This window comes from Metallosphaera tengchongensis (assembly GCF_013343295.1).
In the GTDB taxonomy this organism is placed as follows: Archaea; Thermoproteota; Thermoprotei_A; order Sulfolobales; family Sulfolobaceae; genus Metallosphaera; species Metallosphaera tengchongensis.
Genome location: NZ_CP049074.1, coordinates 1,365,519 through 1,385,554, shown reverse-complemented (window position 1 = coordinate 1,385,554; position 20,036 = coordinate 1,365,519). Strand labels below are relative to the sequence as shown.

The following is a 20,036-nucleotide window of genomic DNA, read 5'->3' as shown; positions in this document are numbered from 1 at the left end:
TCAGGAAAAGTACTTCGATTTCCCTTAGTCCGCCCGTAAGCTCGCGTTTGCGGGTAGTTAATACAATATATCCTAGATCTCTATATCCTCACTCCACCTTAAAATCCTTGAGTATGTCCATAAATTTGTCATATACTTCCTTTTTGTCCCTCACTTTTTCCAAGATTTCCAACAATCCCTTCACAATGTTTCTTGGGTCATCTATTAAGTTCTCCCCAAAGGGGGAGACCAAGAACGCCTTTCCGTCTCTTAATACCACTTGTAAATTTGACAGAACGGAGTTTGTTGTGACCTCGTAGGTTATCTCCTCAGCTATGCGTATCTCGTTCTGCACCCTCCTAACAATCACCGAAACGTTGTTGAAGCAGAACTCTATCCCGCTTTTTTCCACGCTAACAGATTTGACTCTCATGAGAGTATATAGAGATATAAAAATTTAAATGTTATTAACATTTTCAACAATATCACGAAAATATTTAGTAATATTAAACTTAAGGTGTTAATCTTAATTTTTCAGCCTAAACTATTTACCTTATGAAACTTCTGGAGCCTTTCCAAATAAAAGATGTCGAGATAAGGAACAGGGTCGTCATGTCCCCCATGATATCGAACCTTGCTACTCCACAGGGGTATCCTACAGACGAGCACATTGCCTACCTCTCTAGAAGGACATCTTCAGCTGGCCTCATAATCACGGAGTACACCTACGTAAATAAGCGTGACGCGAGGGGTTCCCCTAACGAGATGGGCCTTTACGATGACGAGCTGCTTCCCAAGTTTTCAAGGCTCACGGATGCAATCCACGGTAGGGGTTCAAAGATATTCGTCCAGTTGGTCCACGTCGGTAGGAAAACTAGGTCAAACCTAATCTGGGGGAATTCACCCATAGCTCCGTCACCTATACCCATACTAGATCCTGTGAAGGAAATGACTCAGGACGACATAAACAGGGTCATTAACGATTTCGCTAGAGCCTCTGAGAGGGCGGAAAGGGCAGGATTCGACGGTATAGAAATTCACGGCGCTCACGGATACCTAGTAGCTCAGTTCCTCTCTCCAGCTACCAATAAGAGGAAGGACAAGTACTCAGACGGAGTGGCTTTCCTGGAGGAACTGCTGACTGAAGTTAGAAGGAACGTCTCCATCCCAGTGGGTCTGAGGATAAGCGTCACGGAGTTTGATGACGAAGGACTTAACCCTGAGTTGGTGTCAAAGATAGTGGGAAGAGTCCAGAACAAGTTAGACTACGTCCATCTATCTGCTGGTAGAGATGGTCCTTTGGGAGCATCCATGCCAATGTATTGGAGGAGACCAGCGTTTTTGGAATACGCTAAGCAGTTCAAGAGACCTTCCATTCCGGTGATGTTAGCCGGTTCCATAATCACACTAAAGGAGGCTGAAGAGGCTCTCGAGGTTGCAGACGCTGTGGTCTTGGGGAGGCAATTGCTAGCAGATCCGGATTGGCTACCAAGGAGCGTTAGGGGAGAACCAGTTAGGTTCTGTATAAGGTGCAACCAGTCGTGCAGGGGGTTCGCTTCTAGGGAGGTTAGATGTGATATAAACCCAGAGTTGGGCTGGGAGGTCTTGCCGCTGAGACCAGGGTCGGGCAGGGTAACAGTCGTAGGAGGTGGCCTAATGGGACTTGAGGCGTCTAGAGTACTTGCAATAAGGGGCTTTAGGGTGACCTTACTTGAGCAAGAGGACAAGTTAGGGGGTCAACTTAACTGGATAAAGGACCCGTGGAAAAAGGAGTTTCTATCCCTATTGGAGTACTATGAGAGAGAGCTGTCCAGACTGAAGGTAGAAATACGCTTAGGCGAGAAGGGTAGCAGGAATGAGGGAATATGGGCCGTCCCTGACTCGACCCAGCCCAGGTTCCAATCTATGAGCGGAAAGGAGATCCTGATCGACTCCAACCTTTTCGCCTATCACGACTACGCCTTCGCTTGGTCCGAGAGCAATAAAGTAGCAATAACTGAGAGGAGTCTAAGGGGTCTTGACAGGACTAGAAAACACCTGTTACAAGAGGCGTACAAGGAGAGGGGTATACAGGTGGTGGAGGACGGTCGCGGACAGGTTGAGATCAGGGACTTTCGTAGGACACAGCCGACCATAGGGATGGCAGTGGCAAGGGGGTACTTCATGGCCCTTGACTATTCACCCTAACTCCCTAAATTCACGGTAACTTATCGAACCAGGTACCAATCTGAGTAGGAAGGTTTAAATAGTATAAGTAAACTTTTCTCTCATGAACTGGAAACTAATAATTTTGTCCTTGGGCATGGCGTTAACTTTTTGGGACATATTTAATGTACCTTACATTATTAATTACGCGAGCTCACAGTTTCACGTCAACATCCTGGTCTCCAGCTTACCTCTCTCCGCCGAAATGGTGGGGTACGCTGTGGGAGGTGCAGTGAACGGGCTTTTGTCTTCCATTAAGGGGAGGAAACCAGGCCTAATGCTGTCCATGGGCCTAGTCTCTGCAGGCTCCCTCCTAGGTCTTCTATCACCCTCATTCTTCTGGTTAATCCCGGCAGAGTTCATAATAGGGCTCGGGATAGAGGGTGAGTTAAGCGTTGTCCCAGCCTACATCTCTGAGACGGTCTCCCCTGAAAATCGCGGTAAGTCAGTGGGGATGGTGACTGCCTCAGGGTTCCTGACTACCCTAATAGTTGGTCCAGTGGCGGTTCTACTCGGAGGAGACTGGAGACTCCTCTTCTTAGCAGGCCTGTTGGTGTCCTTAGTCGCATTAGTCTCTAGAGTCAGGCTCCCGGAGTCCAAGTTGTGGAGTCAGAAGAAAGAAGGTTTGAAGTGGGACTGGTGGATAGCCCTGATGACTGCTGTCTGGTTCTTAAGCTACTTTACAGGCTATGCCCTATTCTCGGACCCCATGTTTCAATTCATAACATTCCACGGCTTTCAGAACTCTTCCCTCTACTTCACTTACGTGTTGTACGGGGACCCCTTGGGAGTTCTAGTTGCGTCCTTCCTGAACGATAAAATTGAAAGGAAGTACAGTTCTGCAGCTGTTAACATTTTTGCAGGTTTAATTTTAGTTATATGGCCCCTATTCTCAGGTATCCCATTTCTCGCCTTAGGTTTCGCCGAGATGTTCCTGCAGGGATTCAAGTTTCCGGTAATGTACTCGTACACCTCGGAGGTATTTCGGACCAGGATCAGAACCTTAGGCTACGGTATTGCCGACGGTATAGGACACTTAGGAGGAGCTGTAGGTCCGATCATCTTCTCCTACATCTACTCTGGAGACCAGTATTTAGCCATGCTCGCCATAGGGGTCGTAGCGTCCTTAGCCGGTGTGCTAATTCTAAGGTGGGGGGTTAAGACGACTGGGATACCTCTCGAACAGATAAGAAGGTAAGGGTAAAGGTTTATGGGATTTCATGACGTTTGACATCAGCTCTCACCCTTGGGCTTCACTGAAGTTGGGAGCATTTTCCACTTTCGCTCCTCCCCCTAGAGAACCAGGTCCATCTAGCAGCAGGAGAACCCGCACACCCTGGCTTGGACTATCCATAGGTCTCGACAACCCTTCGGGGTACAGACCCGTACCTGTGGTGAGAACCTACAGCTTGTTCCCAACCCTTGCCACACCTCCCTTAGTCTCAGCGTATTTTTAGTCTTGGTACTAAATTACATATCTAGGAATAAGCGAGACTCTGACAACGGCTAAAACTACCTATCCAGTTATTTTCAAAATAAATAGTTTTATTTAACATACGTTGATTGATTTATAGACTAAAAGTCAGCTAAATAAGGTATTATCATTAAAAGGTTTATGTTTTTTAGAATACATAAGTTTAATAATCTCCAAAACATTAGGATTATAGAACAGTAGAGGTAAATGTTCTATGGCATCCACAGCCAATAAGGAATATATATTGGACGTAAGGGGAGAGGAGTGCCCCATTCCTGAAATGAAAGCTGCAAAGGAGTTGCAGAAGATAGATTCAGGGAAACTAATAGTATTCACTGACCATGAACCGGCCATAGATGTTACTTTACCTTCCCTATGCAAAAGTTTGGGCTTAAAGTACGAGGTAGTGAAAGACGGGGAGTACGTTAAGTTCGTTATATATAAGGAGAAGGGTTCAGTCAAAGTTGAAGAGCTAGAGGGGGTCTCTGAGACCGAAAGGATATACCTTAGACCAATTGACATCAGGGAAAAGCTGGCAAATCCTGCTCTGCTCATGTCCTTCGTCCCTCAGGTGAAGGCTGTGGATTCAGTAGCGCCAGGTAGCTACATACTTCACATGAAATGGTTCATTAATTGGGAGACTCCCCTTTTCGTGACATTTAATCCACTCCCTAGAGGGGATATAGTTTATTACACTGCATATCAGAAGTTGCCCTTAACACGTATAAGCTTCGGGTGGAGGTTTGTATCAAATAGAACGGGGAACGAGCTAGTTATAGACATAACCGAGTGGTATAAAGGACCTTTCTCTGGTCAAGCTAGGAAGTCAATAAAGAAGCATATGGAAAAGGCCGGGGAAGTATTGCCTAGAGTACTACAAGCCTAAGTTTATCCTTTTTAGTTTACCTTTTCCTCACGAATCCCAGTATGGCTACTATTATTCCAACTACTATCAGAGGAATACCTGCTAAGATAAGATAACCTATGATTGGGTTCACATTAGGGGTATAGTAGATGGATGAAACGTTTAGTTGAGCTGGTCTACTCCAGTTGTTGAGAATGGATAAAACACCAGATCCGTTGGAGATGACTAAAAATGCTCCAGAACTGGTCAGGGAGGACGTGTTGGGGGGAACACCGGCTATTGAAAGTGGGAAGGGAGTAGAGTTGTAATACAGTATGAAAATACTTTTCCCGTTTGAGGTATAGGGTACCGTGATTGAACCATTCGGGGGTAAGATCTTGCTGGTCAGGTTACCCTGGATATTTCTATCTATTTGAGCTCCTACTTGCGAGGAAATAAACGGATAAACCCCAAATACCAGGACTAAACCCAAAACGAGCAGGACTAGGCCCGTAATTAGTAAAACTCTCATCAGCATCTTTAACAAGGATGAGTTAAAACTTTTTTCCAATGGTCTAGATAACTTCTCCATACCCTTGCCGAGGTATTACGTGAATGACCCTTACCTTCTTGAGATAGCTGGAAACTAAGTACTTGAAGATCAGCCCTCCTCCAAGTACTTAAATACCCATGCGGACACGTACAGCATGATACCAGCTGTGATGAAAGTTCCAGTAAACCCAATGACCTTCGAGAGGAACCCAGACACTAGGGAGCCAGCGAAGAGGGCTATACCTACCAACGTACTGTACACTCCCAGGGTAGTCCCCTGCCTTCTACCTCCTACTATCTTGAATATCAGCGTGTTGGACGCTGCGTAAAAGGAAGAGTAGGCTACGCCTGCAGATAGGGGATAGAGGATCAACCCTGTTGCCTCAGCTATCAACGGTGTAATTAACGATATCCCCATTCCTATGTAACCGCTGCCCCTCAACAGTAAGGCCCTAAATGACACCTCTTTCTCGTCCCTATCCTCAAGGTAATGACCAACGAAATGGAAGGTAATTATTTGGAAAAGCATTCCGACTGTAACTATCCCCAAAACAACGCTCTTGTCTAAACCAATGCTGTAGAGGCTGGCTGGGTACAGGGTGTTAAAGAGACCACTGGAGACGTAAAAGATGGAAATTGCGATGTAAAGCAACGGAATGTAATTAATGGGCTTCTTGGTAAGTCGGTTTAAGCTGAACATTTTAAAGGAGGTTTTCCTTGGAAAATGGAGAAATATTAAGGGTAACATCTTCAGCCTTACAGCGAAGGACTCTATACTATGCAGCATTGATATCCTTTCCACAATTATGGACCTTGGAGTGAAAATCGACGAAAGGACAAATGCTGCTGCTGCGAACAGAGAGAGAACCAAGTATATCTCAGTTATCCTGATGAACAGGACGAGGAAAGTGGAAATCAGAAGCCCCACGAGGTAGCCGACGGAAGACAACATGGATAAGGTAGAGAAGGCCGAAGACCACCTCTTCTTATCCACGTTCTCCATGATAATTAAGTTCATTGGTGTGCTGTAAGCCGTTGAGAAGAACGTAAACCCCGCATAATTCAAGTCAAGTTGAGGTATGCTGTGGCTCATCGACGCCAGGAGGAGAAATAGGGTAGAGAAACCGAATCCAGCCATAACCAACTTCTTTCTATCTATCCTGTCAGCCATAAACCCCCAAAAGATGGAGGCTGGGATGAGTATGACGTTAGACAGGGTAATTGCGTAAGCGACCATGACTGGTCCTCCACCCATGTCAATGATGTTAAGGGTGATTAGGGTGGAGAGGGGACCGTTGGCGACTCCGAACAGTAACGCTGACCACATCCACCGAAAAGATCTGCTCAGCATAATAGAGACCTCTAGTTACCTCAACAAGTGCAGCCTTCCCCTAGACGCCAAAGCTAACGCCAGTGAAGGCTTAGTCTCAAAAAAGTTTATACTCTGCATAAAACCTGTGTGTGCGTTCACAGGAGCATATGAAATCTGGATATTAAAAATTTAATATTCAGATAATTCTCCTTTCTCACCATTTACTACCACGTAGACTTTGTCATTTAGCCTAGGTCCTCCAAATCTGTTCCTCACAGGTCTAATTACCGAGTTTACGCTCTTTCCGAGGCTGACTAGTCCGCTCTTATACATGAAGAGAACTCCCTCTGGAAGGTCAGCTCTCTTAAAGACTACCTTCATCCTTCCTCCATCTCCCACCAGGTAACCTATCCCTTCATATTTGGACGAGTAGACTACTCCCTCGCGCTTACCGTAAACCTCCGAGAACTGGGAGTTCGTGTAGTTTGGGTGCGCCGAGAAGACCAGGACGTCCCCCTCTTGGACCTTTAGGTCTTGGGGGGTAGGAAAACTATCCAAATTTACCTCTTCAGCCTCTACTTTAGGTCTCAACTTTACTATCCCTTTAGTCCTCAGCTCATCCACTGTTACGTTGGTTCTCCTCAACGCCACGTCAACTGCACGCCAAGGATCCTCCTCCAGGAGAGAGTGACTCACTCCCAGTGCCTTCCCTAATTTAATCATGAGCTCGACTTCACTCAGACCCCTCTTTGGTCTAATAGGTTTGTTGTAAACTAGATAGGGATGCCAGTAACTGTAAACTACGTCCTCCTTCTCTAGGAACGTCGGTGCTGGTATCACGACGTTAGCTACTTTCGCCGTCTCCGACCAGAAGGGATCGTGGACTATGAGGAAGAGTCTTCCCTCATCTACAGCCTCAACTATCCTGTCTCCTCCAGGCAATGTGACCACTGGGTTGGAGTTCCATACAAACAGTAGCTTAAACTCATCAATCCTAGAACCTACTTCTCCCATACCTATCGTCTTTGGATGCACAGCATGGGTGCCCCTTAGATATGAGAAGTCTATCCCCCAACCCCCGGAGTTGGAGTAATAGAAACCTCTCCTCAGCCCTAACAAGGCTGGTATGAGGGATATTAGACCGGTTGAATATCCACCGTTGAGAGCTCTACCTAGGGCGAACCCTATGATGGAGAGGGGTCTGTAGTAAGCGTAGAGGTCCGCTAGTTCTCTGACCTCATCCTCGCTCAACCCGGTTGCAGAAATGAGGTAATCCATGTCAAATTTCTTCAACTTATCCTTAAGCACTTCTAAATTAACCAGATCTGGCTTCGCGTAACCTTGCTCCACCAAGATCTTCATGATCGCTATGGCAAGGAACGCATCACTTCCAGGTCTGATTATGTAAGACTTCTCGCTCCTCTTTGCGGTCTCACTCTTCCTAACGTCTATGGCGATCTTGTATTTGTCCTTAAAAAGTCGCCATCCGTGTATAAAGCTGTAGACAGCCTCGCTCCCCCAAAAGGCTACCGCGCTGTACTTCTCCATCTCCTCCGGTAGCGCACCCATACTTGATCCGTGAAACGCCTTTATTCCCTCATGTCCCTCTAAGCTACAGATCGAGTAGTCAGTGCTCACAGAACCTAAAACGTTCCACAGTCTTGCAGGAAAGTACCACGTCAATAGGCCCTGATTGCCGTCATATTCCACATGCAACATGTCACTCCCCTTCAGACCCTTCATCTTCTCAGCTACGTACAGGATCGCCTCTTCAACGGAGACCTCCTTCCCTTCGACGTAGGCTGAACCTACCCTATTTCTCTCGTTTCTGGCTAAATCCTTGAGCCCCCTAGAGCAAGTGAAACCTGAGGTTGGCTCGGCCTTTAATGGCACGTAATTATCATCAAAAATACAGGTGTCATAACAGTCTCTGGTGCACGCTATTACCATGTACTATAGTGGCTGGTGAGATTTTTAAACCTCTTTTTGAATGAAGAGACTATGGATAAGGCTGAACTTCTATTGGAGGCTTACCTCTCAAGGAGAGAGATTGACCCATTTGACTTAACTGAGGATGAGGCTAAAGCCGTGGGTGAAAAATTCGCTCAACTTCTAATCGAAAAGGAGGGTTTAGGGGGTTACAAGATTACCAAGTCAGGCTTGTGGGGGGTTCTTACCAACAAGATGATAACCAAGCATGAACTGGAGCTTTGGTTTAAGACCCACAAACTTGAAGTTGAGATCATAGCCCTCGTGAAGAACGGAGAGGTCGAGAAAACTTTCATAGGGCTTGAGGTACCTGCCACAAGGTTCAAGACTTGGGACGTTCCTAAATACTACATGATAGCTGATAATGCTTTCGCTGGTAGGCTTTATGTGGGGAAGGAGATAGAACCGCCCTACGGTCACTTCAAGCTGTTCATTAATGGAGAGCTTGTGGGCGAGGGGTCACCTAACTATAACCCGTCTAAAGTCGTAAGACCAGATCAGACGGGATATGTGGCTTGCGGTGCCTTCATAGGACCGGTAAGTGTGGCTAAGGGTGACCTGATCAGGGTAGAAGGCAAAAAGACTTTCCAAGTGAAGGCTATTTGAAAGCCTTAGTCAACAGTTTCAGTGAGACCATCGTGATTATATAATCTGGACTGTTGAGGACTTTCTATACTGCAGATGGGTCTTGCCATAGGTGTGGACTGCCCCCCAAAGGCTTGTAAGACATATAAACAGTCCAAGGTGTGAAAGTTCTCCCACCGTCTAGGTGGGTTTTGGTTACCCCTTGGGGGGAGGTGAGGGCGAGCCCCCCGCACGACTCCAGTGAAACCCAAGGGTTGAGGATCAACACCTAGGATCGCGAACCCTAAATCCTGGTCTATTACCGATCCTCTACGCGCTAAAGGGCGAGGCTTTCATTAACTTTGTAAAATTCCGTATGATAACGATGAACTGAGAATCACGCAGACTATGATCAAAAATCAATGAAAATTTTAAACCACTAAAGTTACATATATATTATGAGAGTGCTAATTTTAGGAGCTAAGGGAGGGGTTGGGAAATCTGTCATATCACTCTTAGTATCGATTTCACTAGCCAAGGAAGGCAAGAAGGTTCTAGTTGTAGATAGGGATATAAATGGCTATATTTCCTATCTAGCTGGTATAAGGGGATACGGCCTCCTCTCCAGCGTTATCGACAACGTCGAAAGCGAATATCTAGTTGACGTAACTCTCGACGATTTCTCCTTTTCAGTCTTGAAGTTCTACGGGGATGGGGTCAGACTCTTCGAGGATGTAAAAAAACTGGAGGCCCACGAAGTTAGGAGTGAGATATCAAGGAGGTACCGTGAGATCTTAGGTCAGGGTTTCGAGTACGTAATCTACGATAATAGAGGGATGGTCTTTCCATCCGACCTTGACATGAAACTAGAGATAGAGACATATCGTTCACTCAATCCCATGGATCCATCGCAGTGGATCTTCGTGAGTTCTGCTATTAAACCGGATTTAGATGTTACAATGGATTACAGCAAGAGACTTTGGGAAAAGTGGAGAGAAAAACTTCAGGTATTGAGTAAATATCTAGTTATTAATATGTTTTCACAGGTTGAAAATATCAAAATAGATTTCAATAGACTTGAAGAAGAGTATGAATTAGTTACAGTTTTTCCGTTTATAGAGGAGCTCTTCCAATTTTCTGGAGAAATTAAAAATATACCTAGAGAAGAGCACCGTTTAACGGAACTGGTAAAGAAATTAATCTAGGAGGACTAATTACCTATTAACACAATAGGGATCGAAGATTATTTGGAGAAACACAAAAACTGATATACTTTGGAATCCTAAGGGAGGAAATACTCGTATTTACCCCTTTCACCTCTCCTCTTTCTATCTTCTTCCGTTTTCCTTAACTCCACCCTTCTGATTTTCCCGCTTATCGTTTTGGGTAGCTCATCGACGAACTCTATTACTCTAGGGATCTTATAGGGAGACAATATGGTCTTGACCTTATCTCTTATGGCCAAGGCGAGCTCCTCGCTCGGCGAATAACCCTTTTTTAGAACAACGAAAGCCTTCACCAATTGCCACCGAACTGGATCTGAAACTCCAATCACAGCAGCCTCGGCTACCGCCTCGTGCTCCAGAAGTGCGCTCTCTACCTCGAAGGGACCTACCCTGTAGTCAGAGGTCTTTATCACATCGTCTCCCCTCCCAACGAAGTAGAAGTAGCCCTCATCATCTACGTACGCCTTATCTCCTGTGTAATACAGGCCATTCCTAAAGGATTCGGCGTTCTTCCTCTCGTCAGAGTATCCCATGAATAGGCCTATGGGTCTAGGGTTGATCCTTATCGCTATATGTCCAGTCTCGTAAGGTTTAGAGATCTCCTTTCCCTCATCGTCTACTAGAACAACATTATAGAGAGGGTGAGGTTTCCCCATTGAGCCCGGTTTGACTTTCATGAAGGGAAAGTTCCCTATAATTGCTGTGGTTTCAGTTTGTCCGTAGAAGTCCCTTATAGTAGTCCCAAACTTATCTCTCCAAGTCTTTATGACCTCTGGGTTGAGCGGTTCGCCGGCGCTAACCACGGACCTTAGCTTCTCTAACTTGAACTGACTGAGATCCAACGTCACGAACTGCCTCCAAGCTGTGGGGGGAGCACAGAAGCTAGTAACGCCAAGGCTCTCAACTTCAGCTAAGTATTTCTTGGCGTCTAGCTTACCTTCATAATTTATTGCCACTACGGTGGCCCCTACTAGGAGTGGCGAGAAGAAGGAACTCCAAGCGAATTTAGCCCAACCAGTAGCGCTTAAATTGAGGTGGTAATCCGACTCCTTTACTCCTATAATTGAGGCTGTGGTTATGGATCCCACTGGGTAGGAAACCGCTGTATGGATGACTCTCTTGGGCATCCCTGTAGTTCCTGAGGTAAAGTAGTTTATTATTACATCGTCCTTTTCAGTGTTCTCAGGCTCAGCGTTGGTTGACTCCTCCTCAAGATCGTTCCAACCTTCCCTCTTACCGTTTATGAGGAACTTAGGTACCTTGAGGGAGCCTAGAGAGTCATCTACTACCCCTGATCTCTCCAGATCTGCTATTATAGCTGAGGGTCTAAGATCCGAGAACCTGTACTTGAGCTCCGCAGAGGTGAGGTTTGTGGCTGTTGGCACAATTATCATTCCACCCTTGACTAAGGCTAGGAACGACGCCCAGTGTAGAGGGTGAACCTTGGTCATAAGGTATACCGGATCTCCCTTCTTTAGACCATGCTTTCTAAGAACGTTTAAAACCTTATTTGCCATCACATCCATTTCTAGGTAGGTGACGGAGAGCTCCTCATCAGTGTTCATGTCCTTCCAGATTAGCACGTTCTTGTGACCCCTCTCCTTGACGTGAATTTCTTCAAAAACGTCCCTAACCCAGTTAAAATACCTAAAATCTCCGGATTCAACCATTGTGGTCAGAGCTCTTAACTTCTCGTCATCTAAACCCTCTCCCTGGAAAGAAATGAAGGACTTGAAGAGTTCTTTCACCATGTATAGTAATTTACCATTATTGCCTATTAAACATCTCTCAACGACCTCAATTCCATTTATTTTTAACCTCTTACATAAAGGCGCCCAGCAAACTCCCTCAGTTTCCTTCGTTGGTATTTAACCTAGAATACTCCAATTAAGGCCGTTCTCACATCCCCTCTTTTATCGTGGGAGTAACAGGGAAGATAGGGAATAAGCTCGCATATTACTCTGCAGATATACCGTAAAGCTCGCACACTAATGAGATTGTCATATGCTCCACTTCAGGTATTTCACAGTCATAAAGCAGGAGCTCCCTATTTACTAGCTTCAGGTCAAGAACTCTCGTTACTCCGGGCCTTGACTCTCCAAATATTTTCTAGAAGCATTCATTAGTCACTGGTACTGTATTAGTATATGCTAGACGAACTTCAAAAAATTCGTGAAAAATTTCCATTCAGGTACGTTGAGGTAAGGAAACACGTCGTTAACTCTAGGGTAATATCCCTCATGAACGGAGAGTTATTAGGAGTCTACGGAGAGGAGGAGAAGGGTTACTCCGTCAGGTACTTTAACGGTTCTTTGTTCTTCACTTCTTCTCAGGATCCCGAGGACCTGAAACCTTCAGGTGAGGTACTCGAGGGTTGGAGTAAGGAACTAATTGATTCTGAACCATCAGCTGGTCATTACGAAGTTGAGGAGAAGGCAGCTCTGAACTCCATGGGCTTAAAGGAAAAAATACAACTGCTAAAGGAAATGTCCAAGGAGGTCCTTTCCTCGGATATAAGGTCCAAAATCAACAACTTCGTATTGACCTACTCTGAGAGCGTGGAAAGCAAGGAACTGGTAGTGAACGAGGCCGAAATAACCGGGAGAGTCCCAAGGGTTCTCATCTCTTACAACATAGTGATGAGCGGTAACGGGAGGACTGTTAACGCTTGGTCAGAGTTGGGAGAGAGTGGAGGGTTGGAGAAATTGAAAGATCTCAAGGTTCAGGACCATTTACTTGAGCGAGTGAAGTCCCTGGATGAGGTCCTACAGAGGGGAAAGGGCGTAACTCCAGGGAAGAAAGACGTAGTCCTTAGTCCTGTCCTATCTGGAATAATGGCTCACGAATCAGTTGGGCATCCTTTTGAGGCTGACAGAGTTTTGGGAAGGGAGTTCGCACAGGCGGGAACCAGCTACCTTGCAGTTCAGGAGATTAGAGACGTAGGGAGCTCAGTAGTCAACGTCGCCGACGATCCGACTATAACTGGAAGCCTAGGATTTTACTTAATAGACGATGAGGGAGTGAGGGCAAGGAGGAAGCTACTCATAAAGGAGGGCGAGGTAAACGAACTCCTTCAGGACAGGTTCTCTGCTAGAAAGTTTAACACCACGAGTAACGGCTCCGCCAGAGCTTCAGGCTACGACAGGGAACCGTTAGTGAGGATGTCAAACACTTTCTTCGTGCCGGGGGAGATGAACCTTAGGGAACTTATGGAGGACGTAAAGGACGGGATCTACTTTAAGACCTACATGGAGTGGAACATAGACGATATGAGGCTTGGGCAAAGGTATATCGCCCTTGAGGCCTATGAGATAAGGGACGGGGAACTCGGGGGTCCTCTTCTTTTCCCAGTTCTGGAGGGGAAGACAACAGATTTCCTGAGGGCTATTGACGGAGTTGACGACTCCTTAGAGTTGTTCCCTGGGACATGTGGAAAGGGGGATCCGGATCAGGGGATACCGGTATCCATGGGGGGACCAAACATGAGACTGAGGAATGTCCATATCAAGGTGATCTAAATGGACGCTCTGAAGAACGTGGACCAATACGCTATCCTAGAGATCTCCTCAACAAGTCTAGTAGTAAAGGTAGTTGAAAGTAAGGTCGAAGCGGTCCAGAGGTTAAAGGACAGGTACTTCAACGTCCTTCTAAGGAAAGGGAGGAAGTTCCTTGTAACCAAAGTAACCTCCATGGATAACCTAGAGGGAAACCTGGCGATCTTGGACAATCTACCCGACTCTAAGGTCGTCCCCTCTGTTCTGGAGAGGTCAGGTAAGTTCTCGTTCAGTAAGACTGATCAGGGGATAATGAACTTCATGGGTGACGCCTCTAGGGTTGCTCCGCTGTTAAACTCCAGGTTCCCCATTTACGGGACTTTAACATCCACTGTAATTACCAAGAGGCTTGTAACCTCCAGTGGGTTTGAAGGAGAGGAGACCAGGACTTGGTTCCAAGGTTACTTTAGGGCAAAGAATGGGGACTACAGCGGACAGTGGGCGTTTGCCTCAACCGACTACGACGAAAGGAAAATTAAGGCTTCCCTGGAGAGGGCGGAGGAATTTGCAAGCTACACTGGCAAAATAGACGTATCTGACGGGGTCTATGACGTGATTCTCTCCCCACTTACCATGGGGAACCTCATGATGTCCACTGCGTACCTGGCTTCAGGCTACTCCATCATAACGGGTAATAGTTTTCTATCCAACAAAAGAATTGGAGAACAAGTGGCGAGCGAGAAGTTCACCTTGAGGGACATACCCAAGGGGGAGGAGCTCAACTCCTGGGAGTTCGACGACGAGGCTGTCCCAACTATGAACAAATCAATCGTAGAGAGGGGGAAGTACGTTTCCCCACTCCTAAACCTGGAAGTTGCTGAGGTAATGGATATGAAGAGCACAGGTAACGCAGGTTGGGTTTACCCGAGACCTTGGACTTTAGAGGTCTCTCCTGGCGAGGTGGGGGAAGGCTCGCTTATGGACGGAAACGTAATCCTGTTCAATAACAATTGGTACACAAGGTTTCAGAACAGGACGGAAGGTCAGTTCTCCACTGTAGGTAGAGATGCGACTCTAGTCATAAGGAACGGAAAGCCAGTGGGCGTAGCAGGTAGGGTTAGAATTGCTGACAAGCTCGGTAACTTGCTCTCCAACATCTACGAACTTTCCAAGGAGAGGTACTCTGTAGCTTGGTGGGATGCACCCCTCCCTGGAGTGTACCCGTACGCGTTGATAAAAAACGTCCATCTTTCTAAGGCATAAATCAACTGGACAAAGTCTGTCTCAACGCTTTTTTATCTATCTTGTTTGTTGAGGTCTTAGGGAACTCCTTCACGAAGATGAACTTGTCTGGGATCCACCACTTTTGGAGCTTCCCCTCGTTCACATGCTTAATTAGGTACTCCCTTAACTCCTCCTCCTTCACATCTCCCTTGGGGACTACGAAAGCGACTGGTCTCTCTCCCCATTTCTCGTCCTTGACCCCTACAACTGCAACTTCGCCCACTTTAGGATGGTTTGATATAATGTCCTCTAAGATCAGGGAGGGAATGAACTCACCACCGCTCTTTATGGAGTCCTTATCCCTGTCCACTATCCTTATGTACCCTAGCTTGTCCACTATGGCTAGATCCCCTGTGTGCAACCAGTCTCCTTTCCACAGCTTCTCAGTCCTCTCAGGGTCCTTGTAGTACGACCTAGTTAGCCAAGGGGCTCTGGCAACTATCTCACCCACAGTTTTCTCGTCCCTGGGTACTTCCTTACCGTTTTCGTCTATTACTTTCACTTGAGCCAAAGGTATGGGAACCCCTGTCTTTATCTGTTGAAGGAATCTTTCCTCTTCGCCCAGCTTCTCCACCTCTGGGGTGTAATAGGCTACTGTGAGAACTGGGGCTGTTTCCGACATGCCGTAGCCCACAGCGATATTTATTCCAGACTTCCTGGCCATGTAAGCCAACCCGCTAGGCAGCGCTGAGCCCCCTATCATGACCTTCCACCCCTTGAACACGTCCTGGTTCCTTGCAGCTTCTGGGTGGGAAAGTATCATGTAAAGGATTGTTGGGACCATGGCGGAAAACGTGACCTTCTCCCTTTTCATTAAGTTAATTTCCATCGCAGGGTCGTAACGACCTGGCAATACGTAATTTGAACCGACCAGCATAGTTACGTAAGGGAAGCCCCACTGGTGTACGTGGAACATTGGTACCAAAATCATGAAGACGTCGTCCTGGGAAGTCTTGAGAGGTGGTTTGCTCGTGGTGAGCGCGACGCTCATGGAGTGGAGGACCAGGTCTCTATGGGTGAACCAGACTCCCTTGGGGTCGCCTGTAGTACCAGACGTGTAAAATATAGTCGCCTGAGCGTCCTCCCTGACGTCGACTGGCTTTACCTCTTCCCCAGAGTTTTGGAGTTCCCAGAAGTCGAAGGTAGAGAACGAAGTCTTCACCTTCTCTTTATTGTCGCTGTAGGTTATCACTCCCTTGATGTTTGTGAGGAAACTCTTCCCCTTTTCCAGAAGGGGCACAAACTCGTCCCTAACTATTGCCCATCTGTCCTCAGCGTGAATCACGGTCTTTAGCATCACTTCAGGAGGATATCTTATGTTTACTGTGTGAAGTACTGCACCAATCATGGGAACCGCATAATAGGCTGTCATGTAAACGTCAGTGTCCCAGTCCACGACTGCTACCTTATCTCCAGGTTTTACGCCGATTTTCTGAAGCGATGACGCTAAGGACTCTACGTTCTTTCTAAACGAGGAAAAGGTGTACTTCCTCAAGTCCCTATACACTATCTCCTTGTTCCCGTATACCGTGGAGCCGTAGTCCAAGATCTTATCTATGGTTAAATTGTAGTTATAGAATCCCATATGTTATGATGGTTCCTTTATAATTTAAGTTTAGTTATGAACTTTTCTACATATAGTAAGGGCGATGAGCAACCCGTTGGACCAGCTGCGTCTAGCCTCTGTAGTATAAAGAGTCACCTCCTTTTACAAAATAGGGAAGCCTCGCCCCTTTAGGACAGGGAAGAGGTCAGCTCCTAGATTAGTTCTATGATCGGATCAACTAGCTAGGGCATGAGTGAGCTCTAGCTGACCCACCATTGCCAACCCCCTCTGGTCACGTGAGTGTTTTAGAGTCCAACAAAACTGTACCAGCATTACAACGTCCCGGCTAAATTTTAAATCCTGTTAGATATATCTATACGTGATCTAATTTGTTTCCATTCGAAAATTTACAAGATTTTGAAATAAAAATATCTGAAGACCATGAACTTTTCAGGAGAACAGTGAAAGAGTTTGCTGAGAAGGAGTTACTCCCCAACGTTATGAAGATCGAGAGGTCGAACGAAATCCCTGAGGAGATATACCAAAAAGCAAAGGAGATGGGTCTCATGGGTATAGGCATACCAGAGATATATGGAGGACAAGGAGGTGATATGATGATGACCACAATAGCCAACGAAGAGCTCTCCAGAGTCTCTCCAGCGTTTATGGTAAGGATAGGCGCAAACCAGCTTTTCACAATTCCAGTTCTCATTTTTGGCACGGAGGAGCAGAAGAGGAAGTACGTTCCTCCCGTGGCAAAGGGAGATGTTTTCGCAGCTCACGCTAACACGGAGCCTGGTGCAGGGAGCGACGTTGCCGGGATAAGGACCACTGCACGTAAGGAGAATGGAAAGTGGGTAATAAACGGAAGAAAGTACTTTATCACGGGCTCGGACAGGGCATCCTTCCTAGTGGTTTCTGCAAGGACAAGCCCTCCACCTAGTAAAGCTGAGAGGTGGAAGGGAATAACTTTCTTCATTGTGGAGAGGGACTGGCCAGGAGTCAAAGTAGGCTCTAAGATAAACGTAATGGGGTTAAGGGGCGAGCAACCCAACGAGGTTATATTGGACAACGTAGCGGTTCCTGAGGAAAACGTCTTGGGGAAAGTCGACGAAGGTTTCAAGGTAGCAGTAACGACCTACGACAGGGGAAGGGTAGGAGTGGCAGCCCAGGCTGTGGGTATAGCTCAGGGAGCCTTTGAAAGGGCGTTCAACTACTCTCTGCAAAGACAAGCCTTTGAGAGACCTCTTATCTCGTTCGAGGGAATAGCCTTCAAGTTGGCGGACATGTTGGCTCGCCTGCAGTCGGCTAGGTTACTAACTTATTGGGCAGCGACCATGGCGGAAAAGAATAGCAATTACGCTGTGATGGCGGCGTCCCTCGCCAAAATGATCGCTACTGAGGTTGCAGAGGAAGTTTCGTCAACCGCAATAAAGATCCACGGCGGGGCGGGAGTGGAGGTTCAAACTGGAGTTGAGAGGTATCTAAGAGATGCAATGATCACGACCATTTATGAGGGAGCTAATGACATACAGAGACTCATGGTGATACGGGATCTAGTCAGGAAAGTTGTAGGGAAGAACCTGGAGCTCGCATAACTAGGTGTTCAGGCCTTGAAAGTAACCGTGATAGGATCGGGGGTAATGGGACACGGAATTGCCGAGCTCGCTGCCATAGCAGGGAACGAGGTTTGGATAAACGACGTATCAAAGGAAATCCTTGAGCAAGCACTCTCAAGAGTAAGGTGGAGCCTTTCCAAGCTTAAGGAGTCTGGGGGAGTTAAGGAGGACGTGGAAAAGATAATGTCCAGGATAACTGCGGAGGTGAACCAGGACGAAGCCCTGAGGGGATCGGATTTCGTAATTGAGGCCGTTAAGGAGGATCTTGAACTTAAGAGAGGCATCTTCAAGAAAGCTGAGGTATTAGCTCCCAACGCGGTGTTAGCTACTAACACAAGCTCCTTGCCCATAGAGGAGATAGCCTCGCCCTTAAACTCCAAGGAAAGAGCCATTGGTATGCACTTCTTCAACCCTCCAGTCATCATGCCGTTAGTGGAGGTCGTGAGGAGTAAGGACACATCAGACCAGACCGTGAACAGAACCGTGGAAATGGCAAGATCCATGGGAAAGGAGACCATAGTCGTTAGGGACGTTCCAGGCTTCTTCGTGAACAGAGTTCTACTAAGGATTATGGAAGCTGGATGTTTCCTGGTCGAGAGCGGAAGGGCTACGGTGGAGGAAGTAGACTCGTCCGCAATGGAGGAGTTAGGTTTCCCTATGGGCGTGTTCCTTCTCGCGGACTACACAGGTCTTGACATTGGGTATAGCGTATGGAAAGCAGTTACCTCAAGAGGTTTTGAGGCGTTTCCCTGCAAGTCTACGGAAAAGTTGGTCCTTGCAGGTAACCTGGGAGTTAAGAGCGGAAGTGGATACTACAAGTATCCCTCCCCTGGAAAATTCTCTAGGCCAGCTTTGCCTCAGTCCACGAAGAAGCTAGGAAGGTACCTCTTATCTCCAGCTGTAAACGAGGTAACTTCCCTAATTGAAGGAGGAGTTGTGAGTAAAGAGGACGCAGAGAGGGGTTGCATTCTTGGCCTGGGCCTACCCAAGGGGATTCTATCTTACGCTGACGAGATCGGAATAGATCAGGTCGTAAACACTCTTGAGGAAATAGCTAAGGAGACTGGAATGTCCCATTTCAGGCCCAGTCACGTTCTGACAGATATGGTTAGAGAAGGGAAGCTCGGCGTGAAGACTGGAGAAGGCTTCTACAAGTATAAGAGGGAGGAGAGGAGCTTTTCAACTATCATTGTAAGGGTAGATCCACCCATAGGCTGGATTGTCTTGAACAGGCCAACTAGGTATAACGCGATTAACGAGGCTATGATGAGGGAGATAAACTCCGCCTTGGATGAGCTGGAGACAGATGACAGGGTGAGGGTAATAGTATTCACTGGTCAAGGAAAGTTCTTCAGCGCTGGGGCAGATGTTACCGAGTTTCAGGGTCTTACGCCCATAAAGGCCATGATAGCCTCCAGGAAGTTCCACGAGGTCTTCCTCAAGGTGCAGTTCCTCACTAAGCCAGTCATTGCCGCAATTAACGGCATGGCCTTGGGAGGAGGATTGGAGTTAGCCTTGTCAGCCGATCTGAGAGTAGCCTCGAGGGGAGTTGAAATAGGTCAACCGGAGATAAATTTAGGTCTGATTCCAGGGGGTGGTGGTACCCAAAGGCTCCCCAGGCTCGCTGGAAAGAGGGGGTTGGAAATAGTCCTTACAGGGAGAAGGGTGAAAAGCGAGGAAGCTAAGGAGATTGGAATAGTAGACGAGGTAGTAGATCCTGAGAAGATGGAGGAGGAGGTGAGGAAGTTAGCTCTAGCCATAGCCGAGAAGTCCCCAATAGCTGTCGCTTTGGCCAAATTGGCCTATAACATGGGGATGGAGTCCTCGATCTGGACTGGGGCTGCATATGAGGCTAGTCTATTCGGTCTTATGTTCTCGACTAAGGATTTCAGAGAAGGACTTAAGGCCTTTATGGAGAGAAGGAGACCAGAGTTTAGGGGAGAGTAAG

General features: G+C 46.9%; 16 protein-coding genes. 10 read left to right on the top strand and 6 right to left on the bottom strand.

The genetic code is table 11. The annotated features are described in order from the left end of the window. Positions 1-88: 88 nt before the first annotated feature. The gene (locus tag GWK48_RS07545) at positions 89-412 is read right to left on the bottom strand and encodes a hypothetical protein (protein WP_174631036.1); all 324 of its coding nucleotides are present in this window, start codon (positions 410-412) and stop codon (positions 89-91) included. Between the two features lie 113 nt (positions 413-525). On the opposite strand from GWK48_RS07545, the gene GWK48_RS07540 reads away from it, so the two are divergent. The 4 genes from GWK48_RS07540 (at position 526) to GWK48_RS07525 (ending at position 4,544) form a co-directional block, all read left to right on the top strand. Further along, entirely contained in the window at positions 526-2,166 is a 1,641-nt protein-coding gene (locus GWK48_RS07540) for an oxidoreductase (protein WP_174632669.1), read from the top strand. A gap of 82 nt (positions 2,167-2,248) precedes the next feature. Further along, positions 2,249-3,382 carry an MFS transporter gene (locus tag GWK48_RS07535; RefSeq protein WP_174631034.1) on the top strand — a complete coding sequence of 378 codons (1,134 nt, stop codon included), beginning with the start codon at positions 2,249-2,251 and terminating at the stop codon, positions 3,380-3,382. Positions 3,383-3,404: 22 nt separating this feature from the next. Then, positions 3,405-3,641, top strand: coding sequence for a hypothetical protein (locus GWK48_RS07530; RefSeq protein ID WP_174631033.1), 237 nt, complete (start codon positions 3,405-3,407; stop codon positions 3,639-3,641). 231 nt (positions 3,642-3,872) lie between these two features. After that, positions 3,873-4,544: a sulfurtransferase TusA family protein gene (locus GWK48_RS07525; RefSeq protein ID WP_174631031.1), complete on the top strand. Its 672-nt coding sequence runs from the start codon at positions 3,873-3,875 to the stop codon at positions 4,542-4,544. A gap of 16 nt (positions 4,545-4,560) precedes the next feature. Here GWK48_RS07525 and GWK48_RS07520 read toward each other — a convergent pair whose 3' ends face one another. The 3 genes from GWK48_RS07520 to GWK48_RS07510 all read right to left on the bottom strand — a co-directional run bounded on the left by GWK48_RS07520 (position 4,561) and on the right by GWK48_RS07510 (position 8,316). Next, on the bottom strand, positions 4,561-5,034 hold the full coding sequence (locus GWK48_RS07520) for a hypothetical protein (protein ID WP_174631029.1): 474 nt from the start codon (positions 5,032-5,034) through the stop codon (positions 4,561-4,563). A gap of 129 nt (positions 5,035-5,163) precedes the next feature. Next, positions 5,164-6,408: an MFS transporter gene (locus GWK48_RS07515; protein WP_425487499.1), complete on the bottom strand. Its 1,245-nt coding sequence runs from the start codon at positions 6,406-6,408 to the stop codon at positions 5,164-5,166. Positions 6,409-6,555: 147 nt separating this feature from the next. Continuing rightward, positions 6,556-8,316, bottom strand: a complete 1,761-nt coding sequence (locus tag GWK48_RS07510) for a molybdopterin-dependent oxidoreductase (protein ID WP_174631026.1) — start codon at positions 8,314-8,316, stop codon at positions 6,556-6,558. Between the two features lie 51 nt (positions 8,317-8,367). Here GWK48_RS07510 and GWK48_RS07505 point away from each other — a divergent pair, with 51 nt between their 5' ends. Beyond that, on the top strand, positions 8,368-8,961 hold the full coding sequence (locus GWK48_RS07505) for a 2-keto-4-pentenoate hydratase (protein ID WP_174631024.1): 594 nt from the start codon (positions 8,368-8,370) through the stop codon (positions 8,959-8,961). A 416-nt stretch (positions 8,962-9,377) separates the two neighbouring features. Next, on the top strand, positions 9,378-10,124 hold the full coding sequence (locus tag GWK48_RS07500) for a nucleotide-binding protein (protein WP_174631022.1): 747 nt from the start codon (positions 9,378-9,380) through the stop codon (positions 10,122-10,124). A gap of 77 nt (positions 10,125-10,201) precedes the next feature. Here GWK48_RS07500 and GWK48_RS07495 read toward each other — a convergent pair whose 3' ends face one another. Next, the gene (locus GWK48_RS07495) at positions 10,202-11,896 is read right to left on the bottom strand and encodes an acyl--CoA ligase (RefSeq protein ID WP_174631020.1); all 1,695 of its coding nucleotides are present in this window, start codon (positions 11,894-11,896) and stop codon (positions 10,202-10,204) included. Positions 11,897-12,292: 396 nt separating this feature from the next. Here GWK48_RS07495 and GWK48_RS07490 point away from each other — a divergent pair, with 396 nt between their 5' ends. Together GWK48_RS07490 and GWK48_RS07485 are read left to right on the top strand one after the other, a co-directional pair. Continuing rightward, positions 12,293-13,663, top strand: a complete 1,371-nt coding sequence (locus GWK48_RS07490) for a TldD/PmbA family protein (protein WP_174631018.1) — start codon at positions 12,293-12,295, stop codon at positions 13,661-13,663. After that, complete coding sequence (locus tag GWK48_RS07485; RefSeq protein WP_174631016.1) at positions 13,664-14,902, top strand: TldD/PmbA family protein; 1,239 nt, start codon at positions 13,664-13,666, stop codon at positions 14,900-14,902. Between the two features lies 1 nt (position 14,903). On the opposite strand, the gene GWK48_RS07480 is transcribed toward GWK48_RS07485, so the two are convergent. Continuing rightward, positions 14,904-16,508, bottom strand: a complete 1,605-nt coding sequence (locus GWK48_RS07480) for a long-chain fatty acid--CoA ligase (protein ID WP_174631014.1) — start codon at positions 16,506-16,508, stop codon at positions 14,904-14,906. Between the two features lie 350 nt (positions 16,509-16,858). Between GWK48_RS07480 and GWK48_RS07475 the strand changes: the two genes are divergently transcribed. Further along, positions 16,859-18,067 carry an acyl-CoA dehydrogenase family protein gene (locus GWK48_RS07475; RefSeq protein ID WP_174631012.1) on the top strand — a complete coding sequence of 403 codons (1,209 nt, stop codon included), beginning with the start codon at positions 16,859-16,861 and terminating at the stop codon, positions 18,065-18,067. A gap of 15 nt (positions 18,068-18,082) precedes the next feature. Next, complete coding sequence (locus GWK48_RS07470) at positions 18,083-20,035, top strand: 3-hydroxyacyl-CoA dehydrogenase/enoyl-CoA hydratase family protein (RefSeq protein WP_174631010.1); 1,953 nt, start codon at positions 18,083-18,085, stop codon at positions 20,033-20,035. Position 20,036: the final 1 nt, after the last annotated feature.

Bases quoted from the DNA above. Each gene is read 5' to 3' on its own strand.
- GWK48_RS07490 (WP_174631018.1), top strand. From the start codon at position 12,293: ATGCTAGACGAACTTCAAAAAATTCGTGAAAAATTTCCATTCAGGTAC.
- GWK48_RS07480 (WP_174631014.1), bottom strand. From the start codon at position 16,508: ATGGGATTCTATAACTACAATTTAACCATAGATAAGATCTTGGACTAC.
- GWK48_RS07520 (WP_174631029.1), bottom strand. From the start codon at position 5,034: ATGAGAGTTTTACTAATTACGGGCCTAGTCCTGCTCGTTTTGGGTTTA.
- GWK48_RS07495 (WP_174631020.1), bottom strand. From the start codon at position 11,896: ATGGTGAAAGAACTCTTCAAGTCCTTCATTTCTTTCCAGGGAGAGGGT.
- GWK48_RS07530 (WP_174631033.1), top strand. From the start codon at position 3,405: ATGACGTTTGACATCAGCTCTCACCCTTGGGCTTCACTGAAGTTGGGA.
- GWK48_RS07505 (WP_174631024.1), top strand. From the start codon at position 8,368: ATGGATAAGGCTGAACTTCTATTGGAGGCTTACCTCTCAAGGAGAGAG.
- GWK48_RS07525 (WP_174631031.1), top strand. From the start codon at position 3,873: ATGGCATCCACAGCCAATAAGGAATATATATTGGACGTAAGGGGAGAG.
- GWK48_RS07510 (WP_174631026.1), bottom strand. From the start codon at position 8,316: ATGGTAATAGCGTGCACCAGAGACTGTTATGACACCTGTATTTTTGAT.
- GWK48_RS07500 (WP_174631022.1), top strand. From the start codon at position 9,378: ATGAGAGTGCTAATTTTAGGAGCTAAGGGAGGGGTTGGGAAATCTGTC.
- GWK48_RS07485 (WP_174631016.1), top strand. From the start codon at position 13,664: ATGGACGCTCTGAAGAACGTGGACCAATACGCTATCCTAGAGATCTCC.
- GWK48_RS07535 (WP_174631034.1), top strand. From the start codon at position 2,249: ATGAACTGGAAACTAATAATTTTGTCCTTGGGCATGGCGTTAACTTTT.
- GWK48_RS07545 (WP_174631036.1), bottom strand. From the start codon at position 412: ATGAGAGTCAAATCTGTTAGCGTGGAAAAAAGCGGGATAGAGTTCTGC.